Below are 19883 nucleotides of genomic sequence, written 5' to 3' on the forward strand. Positions count from 1 at the left end.
ATCATTCCATGCAAGAAGTCGTCATTGTTGCCGCCACCCGTACCGCCATTGGCAGCTTCCAGGGTGCGCTGGCCAGTGTATCCGCCGTTGACCTCGGCGCTGCGGTGATCCGTCAGTTGCTGGCGCAAACCGGCCTCGACCCGGCTGAAGTCGATGAAGTGATCATGGGCCAGGTATTGACTGCCGGCGCCGGGCAAAACCCTGCGCGCCAGGCCTCGATCAAGGCGGGCCTGCCGTTCGCCGTGCCGGCTATGACCCTGAACAAGGTCTGCGGCTCGGGTCTGAAAGCGCTGCATCTGGGTGCCCAGGCGATTCGCTGTGGCGATGCCGAGGTGATCATTGCCGGCGGCCAGGAAAACATGAGCCTGTCCAACTACGTGATGCCGGGCGCGCGCACCGGTCTGCGCATGGGTCACGCACAAATCGTCGACACCATGATCAGCGACGGCCTGTGGGATGCGTTCAACGATTACCACATGGGCATCACCGCCGAAAACCTTGCGGACACGTACAACCTGAGCCGCGAGCAGCAGGATGCATTCGCCGCCGCCTCTCAGCAAAAAGCCACGGCCGCCATCGAAGCCGGGCGTTTTGTCGATGAAATCACGCCGATCCTGATCCCGCAGCGCAAGGGCGATCCGCTGTCCTTCGCCACCGACGAACAGCCACGGGCCGGGACCACCGCCGAATCCCTGGGCAAACTGAAACCGGCCTTCAAGAAGGACGGCTCGGTGACGGCCGGCAACGCTTCGTCCCTGAATGACGGCGCCGCTGCCGTGATCCTGATGAGCGCGGAAAAAGCCAAGGCCCTCGGTTTGCCGGTGCTGGCGAAAATCGCTGCATATGCCAATGCGGGCGTTGATCCTGCGATCATGGGCATCGGCCCGGTGTCGGCCACGCGCCGTTGCCTGAGCAAAGCCGGCTGGTCAATCGACCAGCTCGACCTGATCGAAGCCAACGAAGCCTTCGCCGCGCAATCCCTGGCGGTGGCCAAGGACCTGGAATGGGACTTGAACAAGGTCAACGTCAACGGCGGCGCCATCGCCCTCGGTCACCCGATCGGTGCCTCGGGTTGCCGCGTGCTGGTGACCTTGCTGCACGAAATGATCAAGCGTGACGCCAGCAAAGGCCTCGCCACCCTGTGCATCGGTGGCGGTCAAGGCGTGGCACTGGCGCTCGAGCGGGCGTAAGCGTTCAACAGACGGCGCGGGGACCCACGAAGAACTGCGCAGTCTGGCAAAACACCCGGTGTGACTCATGTCGCACCGGGTTTATTTTTTGCGTGGCCTTCAGCCGAACTTCACCAGGTTCAGAATCGGCAACGGCCCACCCGGAAACTGCGTCAGTCGCGCGCCGACACTCAACGTCCCCAGATCAATCCCGCAGAAGCCCAAGCGCTCGATCAACGCCCCCACCTGAGCTTTCGCCTCGGCATCATCGCCCGAGATAAACAGCACCCGTCGACCGCCCTCCGCTGCCGGATCGCTCTCCAGAAAACGCGCTGCCAGGTGATTGAACGCCTTCACCACGCGCGCCCCCGGCACCCATTCGGCGAACACTTCGCTGGACATCCGCCCGCTCAAATCAACGGCTTCATACGATGGCGCCTCAATCGAATTGTTGGCATCGATCACAATCCGCCCGCCGAAGTCTGGCAACCCGGCGAGTGCCTTCGGTAACTTCGACCAGTTGACCGCCACCAACACGATCGCTTGGGCGGCGGCGGCTTCACGGGTACCCGCGCGCGCCGTCGGGCCGAGTTCCGCCACCAGCGAAGCGAGGGTTTCAGGTCCACGGCTGTTGGCGATGATCACTTCAATGCCCTGACGCGACAGGGCTCTGGCAAATGCTGCGCCGATAACGCCGGCGCCGATGATTCCGATTGTGCTCATGTTGGTTAACTCCAGGGGGTTGTCGTTGGAGTGGATACTGCGCTTGCCATTGGCCCTTGTTTAGATGGTAATACCTTGAATTATTTTCAAGCATTGCTATCAGGTGTCAGCCATGGAAACCCTCGCCAACCTTGAGTCCTTCGTTCGCAGCGCCGAAACCGGGAGCTTTTCCGGGGCGGCTCGATTGCTCGCGCTCACGCCCGCGGCGGTCAGCCGCAATGTGGCGATGCTTGAACGGAACATCGGCGTGCGCCTGTTCCAGCGTTCGACCCGCAAGCTGTCACTGACCGAGGCTGGCGAACGTTTTCTGGCCAGTATCAGCGGAAATCTGCAGGCGTTGCAGACAGCGATCAGCGCCGTCAGCAGCGACCAGGGTGAGCCGGCCGGCGTGCTCAAGGTCAGCCTGCCGCCGACGTTTGGCATCAGCCATGTGCTGCCATTGCTGCCGACATTCCTTGCACGCTATCCGTTGATTCGCCCGGAATGGCACTTCGAAAACCGTCAGGTGGATTTGATCGCGGAGGGGTATGACGCGGCGATTGGTGGAGTTTTCGAGCTGACGTTGGGCGTCGTCTCGAGGACGTTGGCCCAGGCGAATATCGTGGCCGTGGCTTCCCCCGCTTACCTGGCCGGACGCACGCTGCCCGGCAGTCCGGCGGACTTGCAGCGGTTCAACGGCATCGTCATGCGTGGCAGCCGCACCGGACGGATTCGCCAATGGGTGATGCAGGATGGTGAAGGCCATGAAGCACCGGCCAGCCTGAACGAAAACATCGTCCTGAATGACCCGGCGGCCATGCGTGAGGCGGCAATACTTGGGTTGGGGGTCACGTTGCTGGTGTTGCCGGATGTGGCGGCGAATATTCAGCGCGGGGAGCTGGTGCGCTTGCTGCCGGGCTGGCACGCCGATGCGGGGCCGATTTCGCTGTACTACCCGAGCCGGACGCTGATGCCGGCCAAGACACGGGCGTTTATTGATTTCATGGTTGATGCATTTTGATCGTTCCCACGCTCTGCGTGGGAACGATCAAGCTATGAACTGGAAGATCAACCAGCTGTTAGCCCCACTGATCACCACAAACAACCCCCATGCCAGCACCCGCGTCGGCAGCCGGTTCACAAAGGGCCCCATCAACTGGTGATCGTTGGTCATGCGGATCAACGGGTACAACGCAAACGGCAATTGCAGACTCAACACCACCTGACTCATTACCAGCATCTTGCCAATCGCGTTATCGCCCATCAGCCACACGCCGATAAATGCAGGGATCAGCGCCAGCCCGCGGGTAATCAACCGGCGTTGCCAGCAGGGAATCCGCAGGTTCAGGTAGCCCTCCATGATCACCTGCCCGGCAATGGTGCCGGTAAATGTCGAACTCTGGCCGGACGCCAGCAATGCCACGCCAAATAACACACTGGCCAACGCCCCGCCCACCAAGGGATCGAGCAAGTGATAGGCATCCTGGATGTCCACCACATCGGTGTGCCCGGTCTTGTGAAACGCCGCCGCCGCGAGGATCAGGATCGCGGCGTTGACCAGCAGCGCCAGCGCGAGGGAGCCAATGGTGTCGATGCGCGCCAGTTTCACCGCGTCCTGTTTGCTGGCCAGGTCTTTGCCGATCATCCGCGTCTGTACGATCGAGGTGTGCAAGTACAGGTTATGCGGCATCACCGTGGCGCCCAGAATGCCAATCGCCAGGTACAAAGGCGCGGCACCGCCGATGGCGGACAGCGACGGCGTGAATCCGCGGAACACGTCCGGCCAATACGGCTTGATCAGCAGCAGTTCCACAAAAAAACACACGCCGATGGTGCTCACCAGCACCAGCATGATCGCTTCCAGTCGGCGGAAGCCACGGTTTTGCAGGGCCAGCACCAGCAGCGTGTCGAATGCGGTGAGGGCAATGCCGACCGTCAGCGAGCAACCCAGCAGCAGATGGAATGCCAGCGCACAGCCGAGCACCTCGGCGAGGTCGGTGGCGATGATCGAGATTTCCGCCAGTACCCACTGGGTGCGCGCGGTCCGCGTGCTGTAGCGCTCGCGGGACAACTGCGCCAGATCACGCCCGGTGGCGATGCCCAGGCGCGAACACAAACACTGCACCACCATCCCCGCCAGACTGGCCAGCAGCACCACGAACAATAGGCTGTAGCCAAACCGCGAACCGGCTTCGATGGCGGTGGCCCAGTTGCCCGGGTCCATGTAGCCGATGGACACCAGCAAACCCGGACCGGCAAAAAGCAGGACACGTTTGAAGAAGGATGCGCGAGGGTCAACGGCAACGCTGCCCGCCACTTCCGGTGGGCAAAACGGTGCAGTGGCGACGTTGGGCAAGCTGAATTTCACATACACATCCGGAAACACGTGGGAGGGGGCAGCTTAGACGGTTCAGCGTTTGTGCCCAAGGGGCTTTCCGGCAAAGTTGTCCTGCCGGACGCACTGCAGATCCCCTGTGGGAGCTGGCTTGCCAGCGAAAGCGGTATGTCTGACACACCACACCGGCCGCATCGCCAGCAAGCAGGCTCCTACAAAGCTCCATGTCGGCGGAAAAACAACGTCACCTGGCCCAATTCAAAACCGAACTTGGTCATGGCCGAGCGATTGGCCATGGTGTTGTCATCCAGCAAATACATCCAGTCATCGAAATGCACCTGATAAATCTTGTCGTCCACCGGCAGGCTCAGCACATAGCGCCAATGCAAGGCGTTTCCTGCCACCTCACCGCTAGACTCGCCGACCACATCGCCGGCCGTACCACGCCAAAGACCGGGGCCGGCAGGACGCAACGTCCAGACCCGGGTCTGCTTGGTGCCATCGCTGTAGGTAAAGTCCTCATGCATGATCAGATTTTGGCCGTCCATGCGGCTGTTGATCAGCACATGGAAGCGCTTGATCACTTCCCCAGAACGTTTCTGGAACATCCCCCAACCGTCGACCCGGCCGACGAAGAACCCGGGCAAATCAAGTTTGGGAGTCTGCTCGCTGTAGCGCTGCACATTGACGCCACTGCAACCGGCCAGGCAGACAACCAGCACCAGCAACCATATTTTCAGCATGACGAGGCCCTCAAGGCGCGGTGGTGCCCAGCAATTGCTGGCGCAATTCGGGGTTACGCGTACGCGGGTCGAGCCAGATATCAAAAAATGCCCGGGCGAACTGCGGATCTTTCACGTCATGCTGCGGCTGCTGGCCGACAAAAAACCGAGCGCCCTGCCCCGGCAAATACACCCCGGTAATGCGCGTGCCCGCTTGGACATCGACGAACGACTGCTGCATCTGCGCCTTCCAGCGTTCGAGTTGCTCGGCGCTGACCGAAGCGCCGGACAATCGCTTGATTTCATCGACGCTGGCCTGCACCAGGTCGTCCCGGGAAATACTGCGCTGGTAGATCAACTCGAGGGCAAACGGCTGGTCCGCGGCCAGTGGCCGCGAGGCGCTCCAGAGCCGAGCGTTGTAGACATCGAAACCGAACACCCGAAACTCTCCGGTACCGATGATCTGCGCACCGGGCAATGCTTCTTGCCAACTGGCAAAAGCCTGGGTGGCAAACAATCCCGACAGCAACAACAGCAAGCGCAATCGTGGTCTGTTCATGGTTGGTCGAGCCAATGTGAGGGCCTGTTGAAAACCTATACGCAATAGACGTTTTTGTACAACTATTAGCAGATTAAATTTTTGTATACAAAACGCGCTGATTCCCGAAGCAATCTTCTGCACTCAATGCTAACGTTGCCCGCTCACTCAGGTCGGAGCCGCCTACGTGCTGCTGCTCAAACTGCTGGTCATTCCCGGATTTCTGTTGCTGATCTCTCTCGCGGGCAAACGCTGGGGCCCCAGCGTTGCCGGTTGGCTGTCGGGATTGCCGGTGGTGGTCGGGCCAATTCTGTTCTTCCTCGCCATCGAGCAAGGCGAGGTGTTTGCCGCGCAATCGGCGACGGCGGCGTTATCCGCCATGTTTGCGATGATTGCCTTCTGCGTGACCTACGCTCAGGTCGCACAACGTGCGCGATGGCCTTGGGCGCTGGTGATTTCGCTGATGGTCTGGGCGACGGTGGCCGCTGTGCTGTCGCTGATTCCGCCGTCCCTGGTGTTCTCGGTGATCGCCGCCGCAACCGCATTGCTGGCGGCGCCGTACCTGTTTCCGACAATACAGCCGATCGTTGCGGGGCCGGCACCGAAGTCCGACAAATTAATGCTGCGTATGATTGCAGGCGCCCTGCTGACCCTGGCGGTCACCTTGCTCGCCAGCACCGTCGGCGAACGCTGGAGCGGATTGCTCGCGGTGTTTCCGGTACTGGGCAGCGTGATGGCGGTGTTTTCCCAGCAAACCCGCGGCCCGGCGTTCACCGCAGCGCTGTTGCGCGCCACGGCGACGGGAATGTATTCGTTTGCAACGTTTTGCTTGGTTGTCGCGCTGACCTTGCCCGGTATGGGCCTGTCCGCGTTCGGTTTCGGCGTTGCCGTGTCGGTGGCAATGCTCGGTGTTACTAAACGCCTTTTGGCAAAACCGGTGAAGACGCCGACAACTCATTCAACTATTTCGAACGGGTAGAACAACAACCTCGCACGTCAATCGAACGGGATTTGCCCATCATCAGCCTCAGTTACCGACCAACCACTGACTGAGGCCACTACCATGAAGTTCTTTTTCCACCCTTCGCCGAACCCGATGAAAGTTGCCCTGCTGCTCGAAGAGCTGCAAACGCCGTACGAGTTGATCGGCGTCGACACCTTCAAAGGCGAACAACACCAGCCAGCCTTTTTGGCAATCAACCCGAACGCGAAAGTACCAGCGCTAGTCGATGGCGAAGCCACCGTGTTCGACTCCCAGGCCATCCTGTTGCACCTCGCACAAAAACATCAGCGCTTCCTGCCGACCTCTGTTGCAGGGCAAGGCGAGCTGCTGTCGTGGCTGATGTTCATCGCCACCGGCCTGTCGCCTTTCTCCGGCCAGGCTGTGCACTTCCTGCATCACGCACCGGAAGATATTGCCTACGCAAAAAACCGTTACCTGAAGGAAGTCGAGCGTCATTACCGCGTGCTCGACCAGCGTCTGGCCGACCACCAGTACCTGGCCGGCGACACCTACAGCATCGCCGACATGGCACTGTGGGGCTGGGCCAACTACGCGCCGTATGTCCTTGGCGAAAACGGTCTGGCGGCCTATCCGAACGTCAAGCGCCTGTTCGATGAAATCAGCGCTCGCCCGGCGGCAGTGCGTGCTCACAGCCTCAAAGAGAAGCTGGTACTGAAAGCCGAATTCGACGAAGAAACCCGTCGCAATCTGTTCCCCCAGAACCAGGCGCAGTAAGCCACTCCACGCATGCAAAGGTGATGAAAATGAGTGATCAAGTCGCGTTTGTCGTTTACCTGCCGGCCAAACCGGAACGTTTTGCCGAAACCAGAGAGCGCTTGCTGGACGTGGTACATCAGATGTCGGCCGAGCCAGACTTCGTCAACACCTGGGTCCACCAATTGCAGGACGATCCGAACACCCTGGTGCTCTACGAAACCTGGAACTGCAGCAAGGAAGACTTCATCACCCGTCACCTGGGCAAGCCGTACCGCCAAGAGTACGAAAAGCACTTGCCGGAGCTGTTGGCCAGCGAACGCCGGATCGAGTTTCTGGAGGTGATCGAGAGTTATCCGGTACGCCGGGCAGTGTAAATGCACAAATCCCGTGGTGAAGGCCAGACTTTCACCACGAGTGTCCTTATTCCTCGGCGGCGTCGAATTTATCCAGTGCCTGGTTCACCGCCAGCTCCCCAAGCGAGATGACTTGCGCAATGCCCAACAGCGAAGTGCGACGGGTCCCGTCCATATGATCTGCCACATCCAGGGCCAAGACATTGGCCCATGCCAGCGACTCGCACGCATGGCCACGCAGGGTCTGGAAACGCAGCCCTGAGAAAGGGCCGAACAAGGTGACGCTACGCGTCGATGGTGAGGGTCTCCCAAACCCGATCACTGCGTTTTTCAGCGACCGGAAAACAATGGAACCCACTAAAAAGCGCACAAGCCGGCGGATTCTTCCTTACCTGCAAGCAACGGCGCAGGGAGTTGTAGCTTTCATGAAGTAACACAGAGCGCAATTAAACAAGGCTCGTGAAACCGTGCATTTGCCGTCAACATCGTTCCCACAAGTGATGAAACAAATCAAAAAAGCGGATTTTTTCCCACAAGCTTTTCGGGTTGGCTATCGGAAAGTTTAGGACTAGCGTGGTGAAGCCAAATCCGGTGAGGGACCCATTTCAGCATTAGTTGAAGGAGAGCAAAAAATGCCACTCAATGACCCGAAAATGACAGTTGCCTTCCAGTTTGAAGAAGTCCTGAAACACGCCACCATCGTATTTGGCGATCAGCCGCTGGCTGAAGACTGGTTAAATAAACCCTGCAAATACTTGACGAATAATATCCCCCTAGAACTGGTCAACAACCCGCTCGGCGTCCAAGTCATAGAGGACTATTTGAGCCGGATTGAACATGGTGTCTATCAATGAATGCTTCGCTCCGAATGCTGAGCAACCCGACCGTCCGTTATCCCGCGCTGGAATGCGTCACAACCTCCATGGGATGATCGCCCCCACTGCGAGACCCACCCTGGAGATTCAGAATGTCGTTGTTGAAGAAAAAAACCGTTGTCCTGCTGCTGACGGCGGTTGCCAGCCTGGGGGCTTTGAACGCTTATGCCGCCAAGGCTGCCGACACAGGGCCGGCGCAGAAGGTCTCAATGCTGGACGACAAGTTTAAATTCACCCTGCCCAAAGGCTTCGTTGCCAATCCGCTGCCGGCGGACCCGACTGGCGCGAGTGGCACCATGTACACCAACGAAACCACGAAAACCGTGGTGATCGCGGCTGAAAACATCATCCCCGGTGGCGCCACCGTCAAAGACAACGACAGTGAGTTCCTCGACGGCACAGCGGCCGACTTCGCCACTCATCAAGCCAAGGCACTGCCGGATTTCACCAAGCTCAATGAGAAAAGCCTGACCCAAAAAGGCACGAATCTGGGGCTGCGCCAGATCGACAGCGTTGCCACCCAAGGCGGCGGCAAAACCCTCGACACCACCGTGCTGGCCGCCTCGGGCAAGCGCATGGCGCTGGTTCAGGTGATTTCCCGTCTCAGCGACAATGCCGGCCACGAAGCACTGGTCAAACAGATCGTCAGCGGTAAGTAAGGCTCAGGGATTGAGGCGCTGCAACCAGGCGCCCAAGTCCCGCACTTCCTCGGCACTGATGTTGTGGCCAACACCTTGGTAGGCGTGAAACTCAGGCTTGAGTGACAGGCTCTGCAACAGGCTGTTGGCCTCGGTGCCGTCGATGAAGGGAAGGCGCTTGTCCGCCGTGCCATGGCCGATGAAAATCGCCAGTGGCTGGAGAGTTTTGTCGTGTGTGAGCTCGGACTTGAGCACCGGCAGAATCCGTCCGCTCAACGCGGCAATCCCGCCCACGGCGTCGGGGTGACGCAACCCGACCTCGTAGGACATGATCGCGCCCTGGCTGAAGCCCACCAGGTAAACCTTGCTCGCTTGCGTGTGATATTTTTTCGCCGCTTGTGCGACGAAATCCAGCAATACCTGGCCGCTGGTCTTCAGATCATCGGTCTCGCCGTTGTAGGCGCCCTCGCCTTTCTTGCGAAACCATTGATAACTGCCCTCCTCCATCACGATCGGTGCGCGCACCGACAGAGAGTTGTAGTGGGCGGGCAAATCGTCCTTGATGCCGAACAGGTCCTGTTCATTACTGCCATAACCATGCAGGAAAATGATCAGGGGCTGATCGACGGATTCGGGATTGGCCTGCTCCAGGTACTTGAGCGGCAGATCGGTGTGCAGCGGGGTTTCGGCATGGACGGCGGTGGACGCCAGAAGCGTCAGCAGAGCGAGAATCTTAAACATAAACCTTCCTTCACAACGCGCAGGATTCGGGGCAGAGCCTAACATCTCTTCCCGTCGATGCACGTGCGGTGCAGCTGATGCCGCCTTCGCGGGCAAGCTCCCTCCCACAGGTTTTTGCGCCGTGCACAAGATCTGCGGCCAACAAAAATCCCTGTGGGGGCGGGCTTGCCCGCGTGAAGGGGCCCTGTTCCACAGCAAAAAATGTTGGTCAATCGTTGATAAGCTTTCCAACCCTAATAGGCTCGCGCCCCGCGACTTTCGCCTGCCACGTCCCCGGTTGCGTATAGCGCCCACGATCAATCGCAAACAGCACACCACTGGTCCCGGCGCACACGGTAGTCAACCGGTCATTCAACGGATCGACCACTTCAAACAGGGCGTCACCCTGCTCCACCCACTCACCGGCGTCGCGCAGAAAACTGACTACGCCATGATGCGGCGCGAACAGGTATTCGGTGCCTTCAAACGGCATGCCTTCACAGCACTCGCCGGGTGCCGCCGGCCAAGTGCCTTTGATGAACCCTTGCTCGGCAAGAAACCCTAGAATCGCCTCGCAGTTGGCCACGGCCTGATGAACGCGGGTATCGCCCATGCTGCCCAGTTCGAGAGTTGTCGCCAGGTTGGCCGGTGGAATCGCAGCCTCCGGGAAAGCCCTGGCCAGTCGTAACCAAGGCGAAGAGCATGATTCGTCGAAAGAACTGCCGCCCGAATCTTCACACAACAACGCGACCCCCGCCTTCAGTCGAGCCGCGAGTGGCTGCCATTGCGGCCAGTGTTGCGGCAAGGCATAGATATGAATCGCCGCATCAAAATCACAATGCAGATCGAGGGTGATGTCCGCATCGCAGGCATGGCGCAACAGCAAGCGGTGCATGGCTTCCAGTTGCGACTTCGGTGCCGGCAGATCATCGAGCACCTGGCCCATGGTCTGACGAATCAACGAGATGTTGGCTTGGGCATCAGCGCCCAACCGATCGCCGATCAGCTCGGCGACAGGCGCACTCAGTTCAACGAACGAGCGATTGAAATTCTGGCCGCTGCCCAGCTCGAAACGGCCCATGTGGCTGCCTTGCAGGTGCTGGTCCAGACCAATGGGGTTGGCCACCGGCACCAACTCGATCACACCTTGCAACTGGCCCTGGGTTTCCAGTTCGGTCAGGCGTTTTTTCAGCTCCCAGGCCGTGCGCATCCCCGGCAGTTCGTCAGCGTGCAGACTGGCCTGGATATACACCTTGCGCGGGCCGGTGCCGTAACGAAACACGCTGAGGGTGCGTTCGCTGCCGAGGTGGCTCCAAGGCAAGGGATGGTCGATGCGTTGCATGGGAACTCCGATATAGGCGGCACTGAATCTTGATTAAAGAACATAAAAAAAGTGGCAACCGCATTCACGGTTGCCACTTTTTTAAACAGCCGGATTACTCGCCGTAAACGTCAAAGTTAAAGTACTTGTCCTGCACGGCTTTGTACTTGCCGTTGGCGCGGATTTCAGTGATGGCAGTGTTGAATTTGTCCGCCAGCTCGGTATCACCTTTGCGTACAGCGATACCGGCGCCGCCGCCGAAGTACTTGGCGTCTTCGTAAGTCGGGCCGACAAAAGCGAAGCCTTTGCCTGCGTCGGTTTTCAGGAAACCGTCGTCGAGGTTGACCGAGTCCGCCAGCATCGCGTCGAGGCGGCCGGAGACCATGTCCAGGTTGGCTTCCTGCTGCGAACCGTAACGCACCAGCACAATGCCGGCCGGCTGCAGCACTTCAGTGGCGAAGCGGTCGTGGGTACTGGCGCGCAGCACACCGACTTTCTTGCCCTTGAGCTCGGTCAGCGGGTCTTTCACGTCAGAGCCGGCCTTCATCACGAAGCGCGCCGGGGTGTGGTAATACTTGATGGTGAAATCGACGTTTTTCTTGCGGTCGTCGGTGATGGTCATGGACGACAGGATCGCGTCGATTTTCTTGACCTTCAACGCCGGGATCAGACCGTCGAATTCTTGCTCGACCCAGACACATTTCATTTTTGCCTGTTCGCACAGCGCATCGCCGATATCGACGTCGAAACCGGTGAGTTTGCCGTCAGGGGTTTTCATCGAGAAGGGCGGGTAACCGGCTTCGATACCGATGCGGACCGGCTTGGCGTCATCGGCCACAGCGGTCAGGGACAACATCGACAGTGCCATGGCACCGAACATCACTAGCTTTTTCATTTTATAACTCCCGTGTGCGGAGGCTTTTATTGGCAGCGTTCGATTGGTAGCTTTCGGTCAGAGCTGTTTTATTAGAGAAGACCGAAGTGGCCGGCAGTCTAGAGCGGCTTCAAACGGGTAAATTGTGCCTAAGCGACAAATATTTATAAAAAAGGCGAACTGAATGAACGACGCGATTCGCGGGCTGAACCTGATCCAACACCACCCCGCCGAAGGTCCGGGCGCGATTGCCGCGTGGGCCGAGTCGCGGGGATTGACGTTGAATGTCTATCGCGCCGATCTGGGTGAGTTACCGCCCGTAAGCGGGGAACCGGTGATCGTGTTGGGTGGACCGTTTGAATCGAACGCCGGACCCACGTGGCTGAACACCGAACGGCAATGGCTGGGGGGCTGCCTGGATCAGGGCGCGGCGGTGTTTGCGATTTGTCTGGGCGCGCAGTTGTTGGCACTGAGCCTGGGCGGCACGGTGCGGCGAATGGACCGCAGCGAAACCGGCTGGACCTCAGTGAGATTCGCCGATGGCCAGACGCTGAAGGTCTTGGAGTGGCACGAAGACGCAATCGACCTGCCGCCCGGCGCGCAACTGCTCGCCAGTAGCGATCACTGCGAGCAGCAGATGTATCGCGCTGGGCCCACGCGGGTGGGTTTGCAGTTTCACCCGGAGTGGAATGCCGAATCGGTGGCAGCGCTCAATGCGCACTTTGCCAATGAATCGCCACTGCCACAGGGTCAGCCCGACAGTGCCGCGCATGCGGCCGTTTCTCAATGGTTGCAGGCGACGCTGGATGAGTGGTGGGCCACCTCGGGCAATTGACCAACGATCCCATGAACAACCAAAACCCGTAGGAGCCGGCCTGCTGGTGATGGCGGCCTGGAGATTGGCACCAGCCTCAAGGTTTTTCGCCGGCAAGCCGGCTCCTACAAGGGATCTACGTCAGCATTCACAACCTATGACAATCGCGGCAGGCCGCAGCACCGGCGTGCTCAACTCGAACCCTTCGTCCAGCCACCCGGTCACCCCGCCGATCATTTCCTTGACCGGGTAACCCAGCGCCGCCAGTTTCACGGCGGCTTTGTTGGCGCCGTTGCAATGTGGCCCAGCGCAATACACCACGAACAATGTGCATTTTCCGTACTCCGCCAGCGCTTCAACGGTCAGCAGTCGCCCCGGCAGATTGACCGCGCCGGGCACGTGTCCACGCTCAAACGCCAACGGACCGCGCACGTCCACCAGGACAAAGTCCACGTCACCCGACTGCTGGCTACCGTGAACGTCAGAACAATCGGTTTCAAAGGTCAGACGATTGCTGAAATGCATCAGGGCGATGGCCGAGGGGGCGGCGGGAATCAGGCAAACCAGGCTGGTCATGAGGCGTACTCCAGAATCACGGTGGGTGTAAGACGACTTTATACGCGGCTCACTTGAGGCTAAAGTGGCGCACAAGACACTCACCGGGAACTTTCCGCCAAATGCAGCCCAACCCTGGATTGGTCGCCATCCTGGCCTACGACGGCCTCTGTACATTTGAATTCGGCATCTCCGTGGAAATCTTCGGCCTGACGCGGCCGGAGTTCGATTTTCCGTGGTACGAACACCGGATCGCCGCCGTGGACCCAGGCCCGATGCGCGCCATGGGTGGCATTCAGGTGCTGGCCGATGGCGGCCTGGAACTGCTGGCTGAGGCCCGCACCATCATCATTCCCGGCTGGCGAGATCGCGGCGCCCCGGTGCCCGAAGCGTTGATCACGGCACTGCGTCAGGCCCATGCTCGGGGCGCGCGGTTGCTGTCGATCTGTTCGGGGGTTTTTGTACTGGCGGCCACCGGCCTGCTTGACGGTCACGGCGCCACCACCCATTGGCGCTACGCCACAGAGCTGGCCGAGCGATTCCCGAAAATCCTGGTGGACCCGGACGTGCTCTACGTCGATTCAGGTCAATTGATTACCTCGGCCGGCAGCGCGGCCGGCATCGACGCCTGCCTGCACCTGGTGGCGCGGGATTTCGGCACGCAAGTGGCCAATTCCGTGGCGCGGCGGCTGGTGATGTCGCCTCAACGCACCGGCGGCCAGGCGCAATTCATTCCAACCCCGGTCAGTCCTACGCCCCGCAGCGATCTTTCCCGCGTGATGCAGTGGGCTCGGGAACGTTTGCATGAACCACTGGAAGTTCGCAATCTGGCCAGCGAGGCGGCCATGAGTGAGCGGACCTTCCTGCGCCGGTTTACCGAAGCGACGGGCATGCCACCCAAGGCGTGGTTGCAGCATGAACGCCTGGCCCGGGCTCGCGAGTTGTTGGAAAGCACTCGCCAGAACACCGACCAGATTGCTGAACGCTGCGGTTATCGTTCGGTAGAGAGTTTTCGGGTGGCGTTTCGCACTGTGGTAGGTGTGCCGCCATCGGTATATCGGGAGCGGTTTGGGCAGGAGGTCGGAGCGAAGATATGAGGAGCGTTTTAAGGCACTGAAGTACCTAGGGCTTGCGCAAAAGGTAGGTATCCATGATCCACCCATTGGCCAACCGAGCCGCCTTGCGCACTCGTTCGATCTCATCCGCCACATCCTTGAGCTGGCCGCTGATCAGGATTTCATCCGGCGTGCCCAGGTAAGCGCCCCAGTAAATCTCTGTCTCCTGATCCGCCACCTGATGGTAGGAATCTTCCGCGTCGAGCATCACCACCAGGCTGTCCGCATCACTCACCTGCCCTGCAGCCAATCGCCGGCCGGTCGTGATTTCAATCGAACGCCCGATGCGGTTCAACGGCACCTTGTGCTGCGCCGCCAACACCTGAACGCTGGTGATGCCGGGAATGACCTCGAACTCGAAGACAGATCGGCCTGACGCCAGAATCTCCTGGAGGATCCGAATCGTGCTGTCGTACAACGACGGGTCGCCCCACACCAGAAATCCGCCGCACTGGTCGTCGGATATTTCCTCATTGATCAGCGTTTCGAAGGTCTTCTGCTTGGCGAGGTTCAGATCTTCCACGCTGGCCTTGTAGTCCACATCGCCGCGCTCACGCTCCGGGCTGTGTGCTTCAACGAAACGGTAATCGTGCCCGGTGATGTAGCGTTCGCAAATCTCCCGTCGCAGGTCGATCAGCTTGTCCTTGCTGTGGCCTTTGTCCATCAGGAAAAACACATCAACCAGGTTCAGCGCCTTCACGGCCTGCATCGTGATGTAGTCGGGATTGCCCGCGCCGATGCCAATGACCATCAATTTTTTCATCAACAGTTACCCTCCACGCCAGTGCCCGACAACCGCAGCCGCCAGCGACCATTGAACCGCAACTCGATGGCTGACAACGGTTCGACGTCGATCAGATTGAATGCCGGGCTGCGCAAGACCAGGGTCAACGCGGCACGAATAACAAAGGGGTGAGTAATGGCAACGATATGCCCGGGTGTTGCTTCCAGTGTCGCCAGCCAGGCGGCGACCCGCTCACTCAGTTGCACCACCGACTCGCCACCGTGAGGCGCCGAATGAGGATCGTCGAGCCAGGCCTGCAACGCCTCAGTTTCAGATTTTTGCAGATCGTCGATTCGCGCGCCTTTCCAGCGCCCGAAATCGCAATCCCTCAGTGCTTCAACAGTCTCCACGTCGCTGCCGAACAGCCCGGCGGTTTGTCGGGCCCGCAGTTCCGGGCCGCTGACAAGACGTAGCGTTCCGGTGAACCGGGAACGCAGCGAACCCTGGGCCGATTGCCAATCCATCTCCACAGGCTCGCCCGTAGGAAAACGCGCCAATTTCTGTGCGACGGTTCGAGCGTGGCACATCAGAGTTAAACGGGTCGCCTGCACGAAAGATCACTCGGTTGAAGGAAGAACAAACGCTATCAGAGGGTAATTGTGCCGTAAGAAATGTGATAGGGGATTTTGATTACGCCTGCCGTCCTGGGAAAAAACGGCTATCTCCGACAGCACATCAGGCGACGACCTACAAGGCTGATCGGCATTCGTGTAGCCCCGCGACTACGGGCATTTCGCCTCATTTTGGCGCCGAAATAACGGCGCAAAAATTCACTAGACATGTGGCGCGCGTTAAATAAATACTGCCGAAACGGATTAAAAAATGTAAACACTGCCCATCATCCAGCAGGAGCCCGGATGTTCTCTTCCAGCAGCGCTAATCACCACCTCTTACGCCCAGTGGAATTAAACGACCTGCCCGAGTTGCAGCGCCTGGCGCGCGAAAGCCTGGTCGGCGTCACGTCGTTGCCGGACGATACCGAACGCTTGCGCGAGCGGATACTCGACTCCTGTGCCTCATTCGATAAAGACGTCCGGGCTCACGGTCCGGAGAACTACTTCTTTGTGCTGGAGGACCTGGCGAACCGGCGTCTGTCAGGCTGCTCGGAAATCCTCGCCACGGCAGGTTTCAACGAACCGTTCTACAGCCTGCGCAACCGTCATTTCACCAGCGCCTCGCGTGAGCTGAACATCGAGCATGGCGTGCCGGCGCTGTCGTTGTGTCATGACCTCAGTGGCCATACCTTGCTGCGGGGGTTTCACATTGATGCAGCGCTGGTGGGCACGTCGTCCTCCGAGTTGCTGTCACGGGCCCGGCTGATGTTCATTGCCGCGCATGCGCAGCGGTTCGCTGAAGCGGTGATCACCGAGATCGTCGGCTACAGCGACGAAGAAGGCCGGTCGCCGTTCTGGGATGCGCTGGGCAAACACTTCTTTGACCTGCCCTACCCCGAGGCGGAGCGACTGTGCGGACTGCAGAGCCGGAAGTTCCTAGCCGAACTGATGCCGCAATACCCGATCTACGTGCCAATGCTGCCCCAGGCGGCGCAGGATTGCATCGGCCGCATCCACCCCGATGGCCGGGAAGCGTTCGATATCCTTGAACGCGAGGGGTTCGAGACCAACAGCTACGTTGACCTGTTCGACGCAGGCCCAACCTTGTATGCGCGCCTCGCTGGCATCCGCTCCATCGCGCAGAGCGAGATCGCCAGAGTCACAACAGGCGACGTCATGGATGCTCGCGGTCGCTATCTGGTGAGTAATGATTCTTTGAAAGACTATCGCGCTATCGTCGCGGACCTTGACTACACAGTCGCAAGTCCCGTGGCCCTGAGCGCCGAGATGTGCGCCGCGCTGAACGTGACCGAAGGCAGTCCTCTGCGAGTAATCGCCCTTTGAGCTTCGTCCGCCCCCGTGTCCTGCGAGCGTTTGTAGAAGGAACAGCACCATGATTGTCCGCCCGGCGCAGGTCACCGACCTGCACGCCCTGCTGGCTCTAACGCGCCAGGCAGGCACGGATTTTTCCACCCTGCCCTCCAGCGAGGAGCGCCTCGCCCACCGGTTACGCTGGACACAGCGGACGTTCGCCGAACAGGTCGAACGGGCAGACGCCGACTACCTGTTCGTGCTCGAAGACGACGACCAGCAATTGGTGGGGCTCAGTGCATTGACGGGGGCCGTCGGCCAGCGCGAACCCTGGTACAACTATCGGGTCGGACTGACCGTGAGTTCTTCATCCGACCTTGGCATCCGGCGGCAGATCCCGACGCTGTTCCTCAACAACGAAATGACCGGGCAATCGGAACTCTGCTCATTGTTTCTGCGACCCGATCAACGCCAGGGCAGCAATGGCCGTCTGCTGTCGCTGGGCCGCTTGTTGTTTGTCGCTGAATTTGCCCGCCTGTTCGGCGAAAAACTCATCGCCGAGCTGCGCGGCAGTGCCGACGAACAAGGCTGCTCGCCTTTCTGGGACAGCCTGGGCCGGCACTTTTTCAAAATGGACTTCAGCCACGCTGACCACCTGTCGGGCCTGGGTAGCAAAGCGTTCATAGCCGAGTTGATGCCACGCCAGCCACTTTATACCTGCCTGCTCACCGAACAGGCCCAGGCCGCAATCGGCAAGGCGCATCCCGACACTGCGCCGGCGCTGAAAATCCTCACCGCAGAAGGTTTCACTCACGAGGGCTACATCGACATCTTCGACGCCGGCCCGGTCATCGAGGCGCCGCTGTCGACAATTCGCACTGTACGCGACAGTCAGGCGCTGGTGCTGGCCATCGGCACGCCGGACGAGCAAGCGCCGATCTGGCTGATCCACAATCGCCGATTGGAAAACTGCCGCATCACCGCCGCTCCGGCCCGGCTGGCAGGTAACAGCCTGATCGTCGACCGGCTCACCGCCAAACGTCTGCAATTGCAGCCTGGCAACTCGGTCCGCGCGGTGCCGCTGCAGAACCAACAGCAACGAGTTGTCGCCGCATGACCAGGGTGAGCCCATCCCACACGATCGTTTCGATTGGGGCCCGTCTGTAAATTCGTCATCATTCTCCCCACTGTTGCGTGATAGCCTTTTGTATCTTCGGCGTTGACACTCTTGCTCAAGCCCTTCCATTTCTTTGTATTGGTGGAACTTATATGTCCAGGCTTTCACATCAGGATTTGCGCCGTAACTTCCGCGAGCTATTCGCTTCAAACACTTGCTATCACACTGCATCGGTGTTCGATCCGATGTCGGCACGCATCGCCGCGGACCTGGGTTTTGAAGTGGGAATCCTCGGCGGCTCGGTCGCCTCGCTGCAGGTGCTGGGCGCCCCCGACTTCGCCTTGATCACCCTCAGCGAATTCGCAGAACAAGCCACCCGCATCGGCCGCGTGGCCCAATTGCCGTTCATCGCTGACGCCGATCATGGCTACGGCAACGCGCTCAACGTGATGCGCACCATCGTCGAGCTCGAACGCGCCGGCGTCGCGGCCTTGACCATCGAAGACACGCTGTTGCCTGCGCAGTTCGGCCGCAAGTCCACTGACCTGATCGGCGTCGCCGAAGGTGTCGGCAAGATTCGCGCAGCCCTGGAAGCAAGGGTCGATACCGAGATGGCTATCGTTGCTCGCACCAATGCCGGGATTCTGCCAGTGCAGGAAGTCATCAGCCGTACACAGCAATACCAGAAAGCCGGTGCGGACGGGATTTGCATGGTCGGCGTGCGGGACTTCGATCATCTGGAACAGATTGCCGAACACCTGAGCGTACCGCTGATGCTGGTGACCTACGGTAACCCGCTGCTACGTGACGACAAACGCCTGGCCGAACTGGGCGTGCGCGTCACCATCGACGGGCACGGCGCGTACTTCGCCGCGATCAAGGCGACTTACGACAGCTTGCGCGAACAACGGCAGATCTTCACCCAGGCCTCGGACCTCAGCGCGACGGAACTGACGCATACCTACACCCAGCCTGAAGAATACATTCGTTGGGCGCAAGAGTTCATGAGCGTCAAGGAATGAGACTTCCCTGACGTTGGCGCCTTGAACGACTTGTGATTCGGCCGGTAGATGCAATGTCACCGGCAGAGTTGCAAGGGATGCGCGGACAACAGGCATCATCCGGGCTTGCAAAAAAAACACACTCTAAAACAATCACCAATATTTAATAACAACTCAACAGTTGATATTAAGTGCTGCCCTCCCTTACCTTAAAACCGTTAAATATTAAAAATATTTAACCCATACTTACATTCCGAACCACCCAATCTGAATAACTACAACAACAAGGAATTACTTATGAAAAACGTCACCCAAAATTGGCAAACCGCTCCACTGCTGCACACCGAAGCAAAAGTTATTTCAACCCCTACCCAATCAGACAACGAGATTAATTGTAATAGCGGCATGACGACGCGCTACAACGTAGCAAACATTCACGAAATCAAGCAATTCTGGAATGTAAACACCGCACATTAATCCTTTATAACGCGCATCGATTTAATCAGACAGGATGAAACAACGATGCAACACACAACCACACACTGGTCGGAAATACCGCTTTTTCACGCTGAGAAAATTGTAATTACCACGTCGACCAGAAGTCGTCAGGCGATGAACTGCTGGTTAAACACGCCTCGACTAAATGTCGGCAATCTCCAGGCAAT

At 59.2% G+C, this 19883-nt stretch carries 23 protein-coding genes and 1 pseudogene; 13 read left to right on the forward strand and 11 right to left on the reverse strand.

The window, feature by feature from the left end:
* Nucleotides 1–8: 8 nt before the first annotated feature.
* Complete coding sequence (locus ACYZT4_RS09835) at nt 9–1190, forward strand: acetyl-CoA C-acetyltransferase (protein WP_461987327.1); 1182 nt, start codon at nt 9–11, stop codon at nt 1188–1190.
* Between the two features lie 99 nt (nt 1191–1289).
* Here the strand turns inward: ACYZT4_RS09835 and ACYZT4_RS09840 are convergent, their stop codons facing one another.
* Nucleotides 1290–1892, reverse strand: coding sequence for an NADPH-dependent F420 reductase (locus ACYZT4_RS09840; protein ID WP_461987329.1), 603 nt, complete (start codon nt 1890–1892; stop codon nt 1290–1292).
* Between the two features lie 112 nt (nt 1893–2004).
* On the opposite strand from ACYZT4_RS09840, the gene ACYZT4_RS09845 reads away from it, so the two are divergent.
* Nucleotides 2005–2892 (forward strand): LysR family transcriptional regulator, encoded by an 888-nt coding sequence (locus tag ACYZT4_RS09845; RefSeq protein ID WP_461987330.1) that lies wholly within the window; start codon nt 2005–2007, stop codon nt 2890–2892.
* A gap of 27 nt (nt 2893–2919) precedes the next feature.
* Here the strand turns inward: ACYZT4_RS09845 and ACYZT4_RS09850 are convergent, their stop codons facing one another.
* From ACYZT4_RS09850 to ACYZT4_RS09860, 3 genes are all read right to left on the reverse strand, one after another.
* A complete protein-coding gene (locus ACYZT4_RS09850) occupies nt 2920–4239 on the reverse strand; it encodes an Nramp family divalent metal transporter (RefSeq protein ID WP_461987332.1) in 1320 nt (439 codons plus the stop codon).
* Between the two features lie 179 nt (nt 4240–4418).
* On the reverse strand, nt 4419–4949 hold the full coding sequence (locus ACYZT4_RS09855) for a DUF3833 domain-containing protein (RefSeq protein ID WP_461987333.1): 531 nt from the start codon (nt 4947–4949) through the stop codon (nt 4419–4421).
* Nucleotides 4950–4959: 10 nt separating this feature from the next.
* Nucleotides 4960–5487 carry a chalcone isomerase family protein gene (locus tag ACYZT4_RS09860; protein ID WP_461987335.1) on the reverse strand — a complete coding sequence of 176 codons (528 nt, stop codon included), beginning with the start codon at nt 5485–5487 and terminating at the stop codon, nt 4960–4962.
* 166 nt (nt 5488–5653) lie between these two features.
* Between ACYZT4_RS09860 and ACYZT4_RS09865 the strand changes: the two genes are divergently transcribed.
* The 3 genes from ACYZT4_RS09865 (at nt 5654) to ACYZT4_RS09875 (ending at nt 7560) form a co-directional block, all read left to right on the forward strand.
* Nucleotides 5654–6445 carry a hypothetical protein gene (locus tag ACYZT4_RS09865; protein WP_461987336.1) on the forward strand — a complete coding sequence of 264 codons (792 nt, stop codon included), beginning with the start codon at nt 5654–5656 and terminating at the stop codon, nt 6443–6445.
* 84 nt (nt 6446–6529) lie between these two features.
* Nucleotides 6530–7204 (forward strand): glutathione S-transferase family protein, encoded by a 675-nt coding sequence (locus ACYZT4_RS09870; RefSeq protein ID WP_461987338.1) that lies wholly within the window; start codon nt 6530–6532, stop codon nt 7202–7204.
* Nucleotides 7205–7233: 29 nt separating this feature from the next.
* Nucleotides 7234–7560 carry a putative quinol monooxygenase gene (locus ACYZT4_RS09875; protein WP_461987339.1) on the forward strand — a complete coding sequence of 109 codons (327 nt, stop codon included), beginning with the start codon at nt 7234–7236 and terminating at the stop codon, nt 7558–7560.
* Nucleotides 7561–7606: 46 nt separating this feature from the next.
* Here ACYZT4_RS09875 and ACYZT4_RS09880 read toward each other — a convergent pair.
* Nucleotides 7607–7795 (reverse strand): annotated as a pseudogene (locus ACYZT4_RS09880) (DUF6124 family protein); the annotation flags it as partial.
* Nucleotides 7796–8171: 376 nt separating this feature from the next.
* Here ACYZT4_RS09880 and ACYZT4_RS09885 point away from each other — a divergent pair.
* The gene (locus tag ACYZT4_RS09885; RefSeq protein ID WP_461987341.1) at nt 8172–8393 is read left to right on the forward strand and encodes an antitoxin Xre/MbcA/ParS toxin-binding domain-containing protein; all 222 of its coding nucleotides are present in this window, start codon (nt 8172–8174) and stop codon (nt 8391–8393) included.
* 113 nt (nt 8394–8506) lie between these two features.
* Entirely contained in the window at nt 8507–9073 is a 567-nt protein-coding gene (locus tag ACYZT4_RS09890; RefSeq protein WP_461987343.1) for a DcrB/PsbP domain-containing protein, read from the forward strand.
* A gap of 3 nt (nt 9074–9076) precedes the next feature.
* Here the strand turns inward: ACYZT4_RS09890 and ACYZT4_RS09895 are convergent, their stop codons facing one another.
* The 3 genes from ACYZT4_RS09895 to ACYZT4_RS09905 all read right to left on the reverse strand — a co-directional run bounded on the left by ACYZT4_RS09895 (nt 9077) and on the right by ACYZT4_RS09905 (nt 11988).
* Nucleotides 9077–9793, reverse strand: a complete 717-nt coding sequence (locus tag ACYZT4_RS09895; protein WP_461987345.1) for an alpha/beta hydrolase — start codon at nt 9791–9793, stop codon at nt 9077–9079.
* Nucleotides 9794–10001: 208 nt separating this feature from the next.
* Complete coding sequence (locus ACYZT4_RS09900) at nt 10002–11114, reverse strand: succinylglutamate desuccinylase/aspartoacylase family protein (RefSeq protein WP_461987346.1); 1113 nt, start codon at nt 11112–11114, stop codon at nt 10002–10004.
* Nucleotides 11115–11208: 94 nt separating this feature from the next.
* Entirely contained in the window at nt 11209–11988 is a 780-nt protein-coding gene (locus tag ACYZT4_RS09905; protein ID WP_461987348.1) for an ABC transporter substrate-binding protein, read from the reverse strand.
* A gap of 163 nt (nt 11989–12151) precedes the next feature.
* On the opposite strand from ACYZT4_RS09905, the gene ACYZT4_RS09910 reads away from it, so the two are divergent.
* On the forward strand, nt 12152–12802 hold the full coding sequence (locus tag ACYZT4_RS09910; protein ID WP_461987349.1) for a type 1 glutamine amidotransferase: 651 nt from the start codon (nt 12152–12154) through the stop codon (nt 12800–12802).
* Nucleotides 12803–12922: 120 nt separating this feature from the next.
* On the opposite strand, the gene ACYZT4_RS09915 is transcribed toward ACYZT4_RS09910, so the two are convergent.
* Nucleotides 12923–13357 carry a rhodanese-like domain-containing protein gene (locus ACYZT4_RS09915; protein WP_461987351.1) on the reverse strand — a complete coding sequence of 145 codons (435 nt, stop codon included), beginning with the start codon at nt 13355–13357 and terminating at the stop codon, nt 12923–12925.
* A 101-nt stretch (nt 13358–13458) separates the two neighbouring features.
* On the opposite strand from ACYZT4_RS09915, the gene ftrA reads away from it, so the two are divergent.
* On the forward strand, nt 13459–14433 hold the full coding sequence (gene ftrA / locus ACYZT4_RS09920; protein WP_461987352.1) for a transcriptional regulator FtrA: 975 nt from the start codon (nt 13459–13461) through the stop codon (nt 14431–14433).
* 25 nt (nt 14434–14458) lie between these two features.
* Here ftrA and cobF read toward each other — a convergent pair whose 3' ends face one another.
* Both cobF and ACYZT4_RS09930 read right to left on the reverse strand, forming a co-directional pair.
* Entirely contained in the window at nt 14459–15214 is a 756-nt protein-coding gene (gene cobF / locus ACYZT4_RS09925) for a precorrin-6A synthase (deacetylating) (RefSeq protein WP_461987354.1), read from the reverse strand.
* Nucleotides 15214–15786, reverse strand: a complete 573-nt coding sequence (locus ACYZT4_RS09930) for a histidine phosphatase family protein (RefSeq protein ID WP_461987356.1) — start codon at nt 15784–15786, stop codon at nt 15214–15216. The genes cobF and ACYZT4_RS09930 overlap by 1 nt, the downstream gene beginning before the upstream one ends.
* A 306-nt stretch (nt 15787–16092) precedes the next feature.
* On the opposite strand from ACYZT4_RS09930, the gene ACYZT4_RS09935 reads away from it, so the two are divergent.
* The 4 genes from ACYZT4_RS09935 (at nt 16093) to ACYZT4_RS09950 (ending at nt 19695) form a co-directional block, all read left to right on the forward strand.
* On the forward strand, nt 16093–17133 hold the full coding sequence (locus ACYZT4_RS09935) for an arginine N-succinyltransferase (protein WP_461987358.1): 1041 nt from the start codon (nt 16093–16095) through the stop codon (nt 17131–17133).
* A 49-nt stretch (nt 17134–17182) separates the two neighbouring features.
* Nucleotides 17183–18217 carry an arginine N-succinyltransferase gene (gene astA / locus ACYZT4_RS09940; protein WP_461987360.1) on the forward strand — a complete coding sequence of 345 codons (1035 nt, stop codon included), beginning with the start codon at nt 17183–17185 and terminating at the stop codon, nt 18215–18217.
* A 152-nt stretch (nt 18218–18369) separates the two neighbouring features.
* Nucleotides 18370–19239, forward strand: coding sequence for an isocitrate lyase/PEP mutase family protein (locus ACYZT4_RS09945; RefSeq protein ID WP_461987362.1), 870 nt, complete (start codon nt 18370–18372; stop codon nt 19237–19239).
* A 276-nt stretch (nt 19240–19515) separates the two neighbouring features.
* A complete protein-coding gene (locus ACYZT4_RS09950; protein WP_461987364.1) occupies nt 19516–19695 on the forward strand; it encodes a hypothetical protein in 180 nt (59 codons plus the stop codon).
* Nucleotides 19696–19883: the final 188 nt, after the last annotated feature.

The sequence above is a fragment of the Pseudomonas sp. GB2N2 genome (assembly GCF_054897705.1).

What these genes read in the sequence shown, in the direction of transcription:
- ACYZT4_RS09855 (WP_461987333.1), bottom strand. Translation starts at nt 4,949, where the DNA reads ATGCTGAAAATATGGTTGCTGGTGCTGGTTGTCTGCCTGGCCGGTTGC.
- ACYZT4_RS09895 (WP_461987345.1), bottom strand. Translation starts at nt 9,793, where the DNA reads ATGTTTAAGATTCTCGCTCTGCTGACGCTTCTGGCGTCCACCGCCGTC.
- ACYZT4_RS09950 (WP_461987364.1), top strand. Translation starts at nt 19,516, where the DNA reads ATGAAAAACGTCACCCAAAATTGGCAAACCGCTCCACTGCTGCACACC.
- ACYZT4_RS09860 (WP_461987335.1), bottom strand. Translation starts at nt 5,487, where the DNA reads ATGAACAGACCACGATTGCGCTTGCTGTTGTTGCTGTCGGGATTGTTT.
- ACYZT4_RS09885 (WP_461987341.1), top strand. Translation starts at nt 8,172, where the DNA reads ATGCCACTCAATGACCCGAAAATGACAGTTGCCTTCCAGTTTGAAGAA.
- ACYZT4_RS09840 (WP_461987329.1), bottom strand. Translation starts at nt 1,892, where the DNA reads ATGAGCACAATCGGAATCATCGGCGCCGGCGTTATCGGCGCAGCATTT.
- ftrA (WP_461987352.1), top strand. Translation starts at nt 13,459, where the DNA reads ATGCAGCCCAACCCTGGATTGGTCGCCATCCTGGCCTACGACGGCCTC.
- ACYZT4_RS09910 (WP_461987349.1), top strand. Translation starts at nt 12,152, where the DNA reads ATGAACGACGCGATTCGCGGGCTGAACCTGATCCAACACCACCCCGCC.
- cobF (WP_461987354.1), bottom strand. Translation starts at nt 15,214, where the DNA reads ATGAAAAAATTGATGGTCATTGGCATCGGCGCGGGCAATCCCGACTAC.
- ACYZT4_RS09870 (WP_461987338.1), top strand. Translation starts at nt 6,530, where the DNA reads ATGAAGTTCTTTTTCCACCCTTCGCCGAACCCGATGAAAGTTGCCCTG.
- ACYZT4_RS09845 (WP_461987330.1), top strand. Translation starts at nt 2,005, where the DNA reads ATGGAAACCCTCGCCAACCTTGAGTCCTTCGTTCGCAGCGCCGAAACC.
- ACYZT4_RS09835 (WP_461987327.1), top strand. Translation starts at nt 9, where the DNA reads ATGCAAGAAGTCGTCATTGTTGCCGCCACCCGTACCGCCATTGGCAGC.
- ACYZT4_RS09915 (WP_461987351.1), bottom strand. Translation starts at nt 13,357, where the DNA reads ATGACCAGCCTGGTTTGCCTGATTCCCGCCGCCCCCTCGGCCATCGCC.
- ACYZT4_RS09890 (WP_461987343.1), top strand. Translation starts at nt 8,507, where the DNA reads ATGTCGTTGTTGAAGAAAAAAACCGTTGTCCTGCTGCTGACGGCGGTT.
- ACYZT4_RS09905 (WP_461987348.1), bottom strand. Translation starts at nt 11,988, where the DNA reads ATGAAAAAGCTAGTGATGTTCGGTGCCATGGCACTGTCGATGTTGTCC.
- ACYZT4_RS09875 (WP_461987339.1), top strand. Translation starts at nt 7,234, where the DNA reads ATGAGTGATCAAGTCGCGTTTGTCGTTTACCTGCCGGCCAAACCGGAA.
- ACYZT4_RS09945 (WP_461987362.1), top strand. Translation starts at nt 18,370, where the DNA reads ATGTCCAGGCTTTCACATCAGGATTTGCGCCGTAACTTCCGCGAGCTA.
- ACYZT4_RS09900 (WP_461987346.1), bottom strand. Translation starts at nt 11,114, where the DNA reads ATGCAACGCATCGACCATCCCTTGCCTTGGAGCCACCTCGGCAGCGAA.
- astA (WP_461987360.1), top strand. Translation starts at nt 17,183, where the DNA reads ATGATTGTCCGCCCGGCGCAGGTCACCGACCTGCACGCCCTGCTGGCT.
- ACYZT4_RS09935 (WP_461987358.1), top strand. Translation starts at nt 16,093, where the DNA reads ATGTTCTCTTCCAGCAGCGCTAATCACCACCTCTTACGCCCAGTGGAA.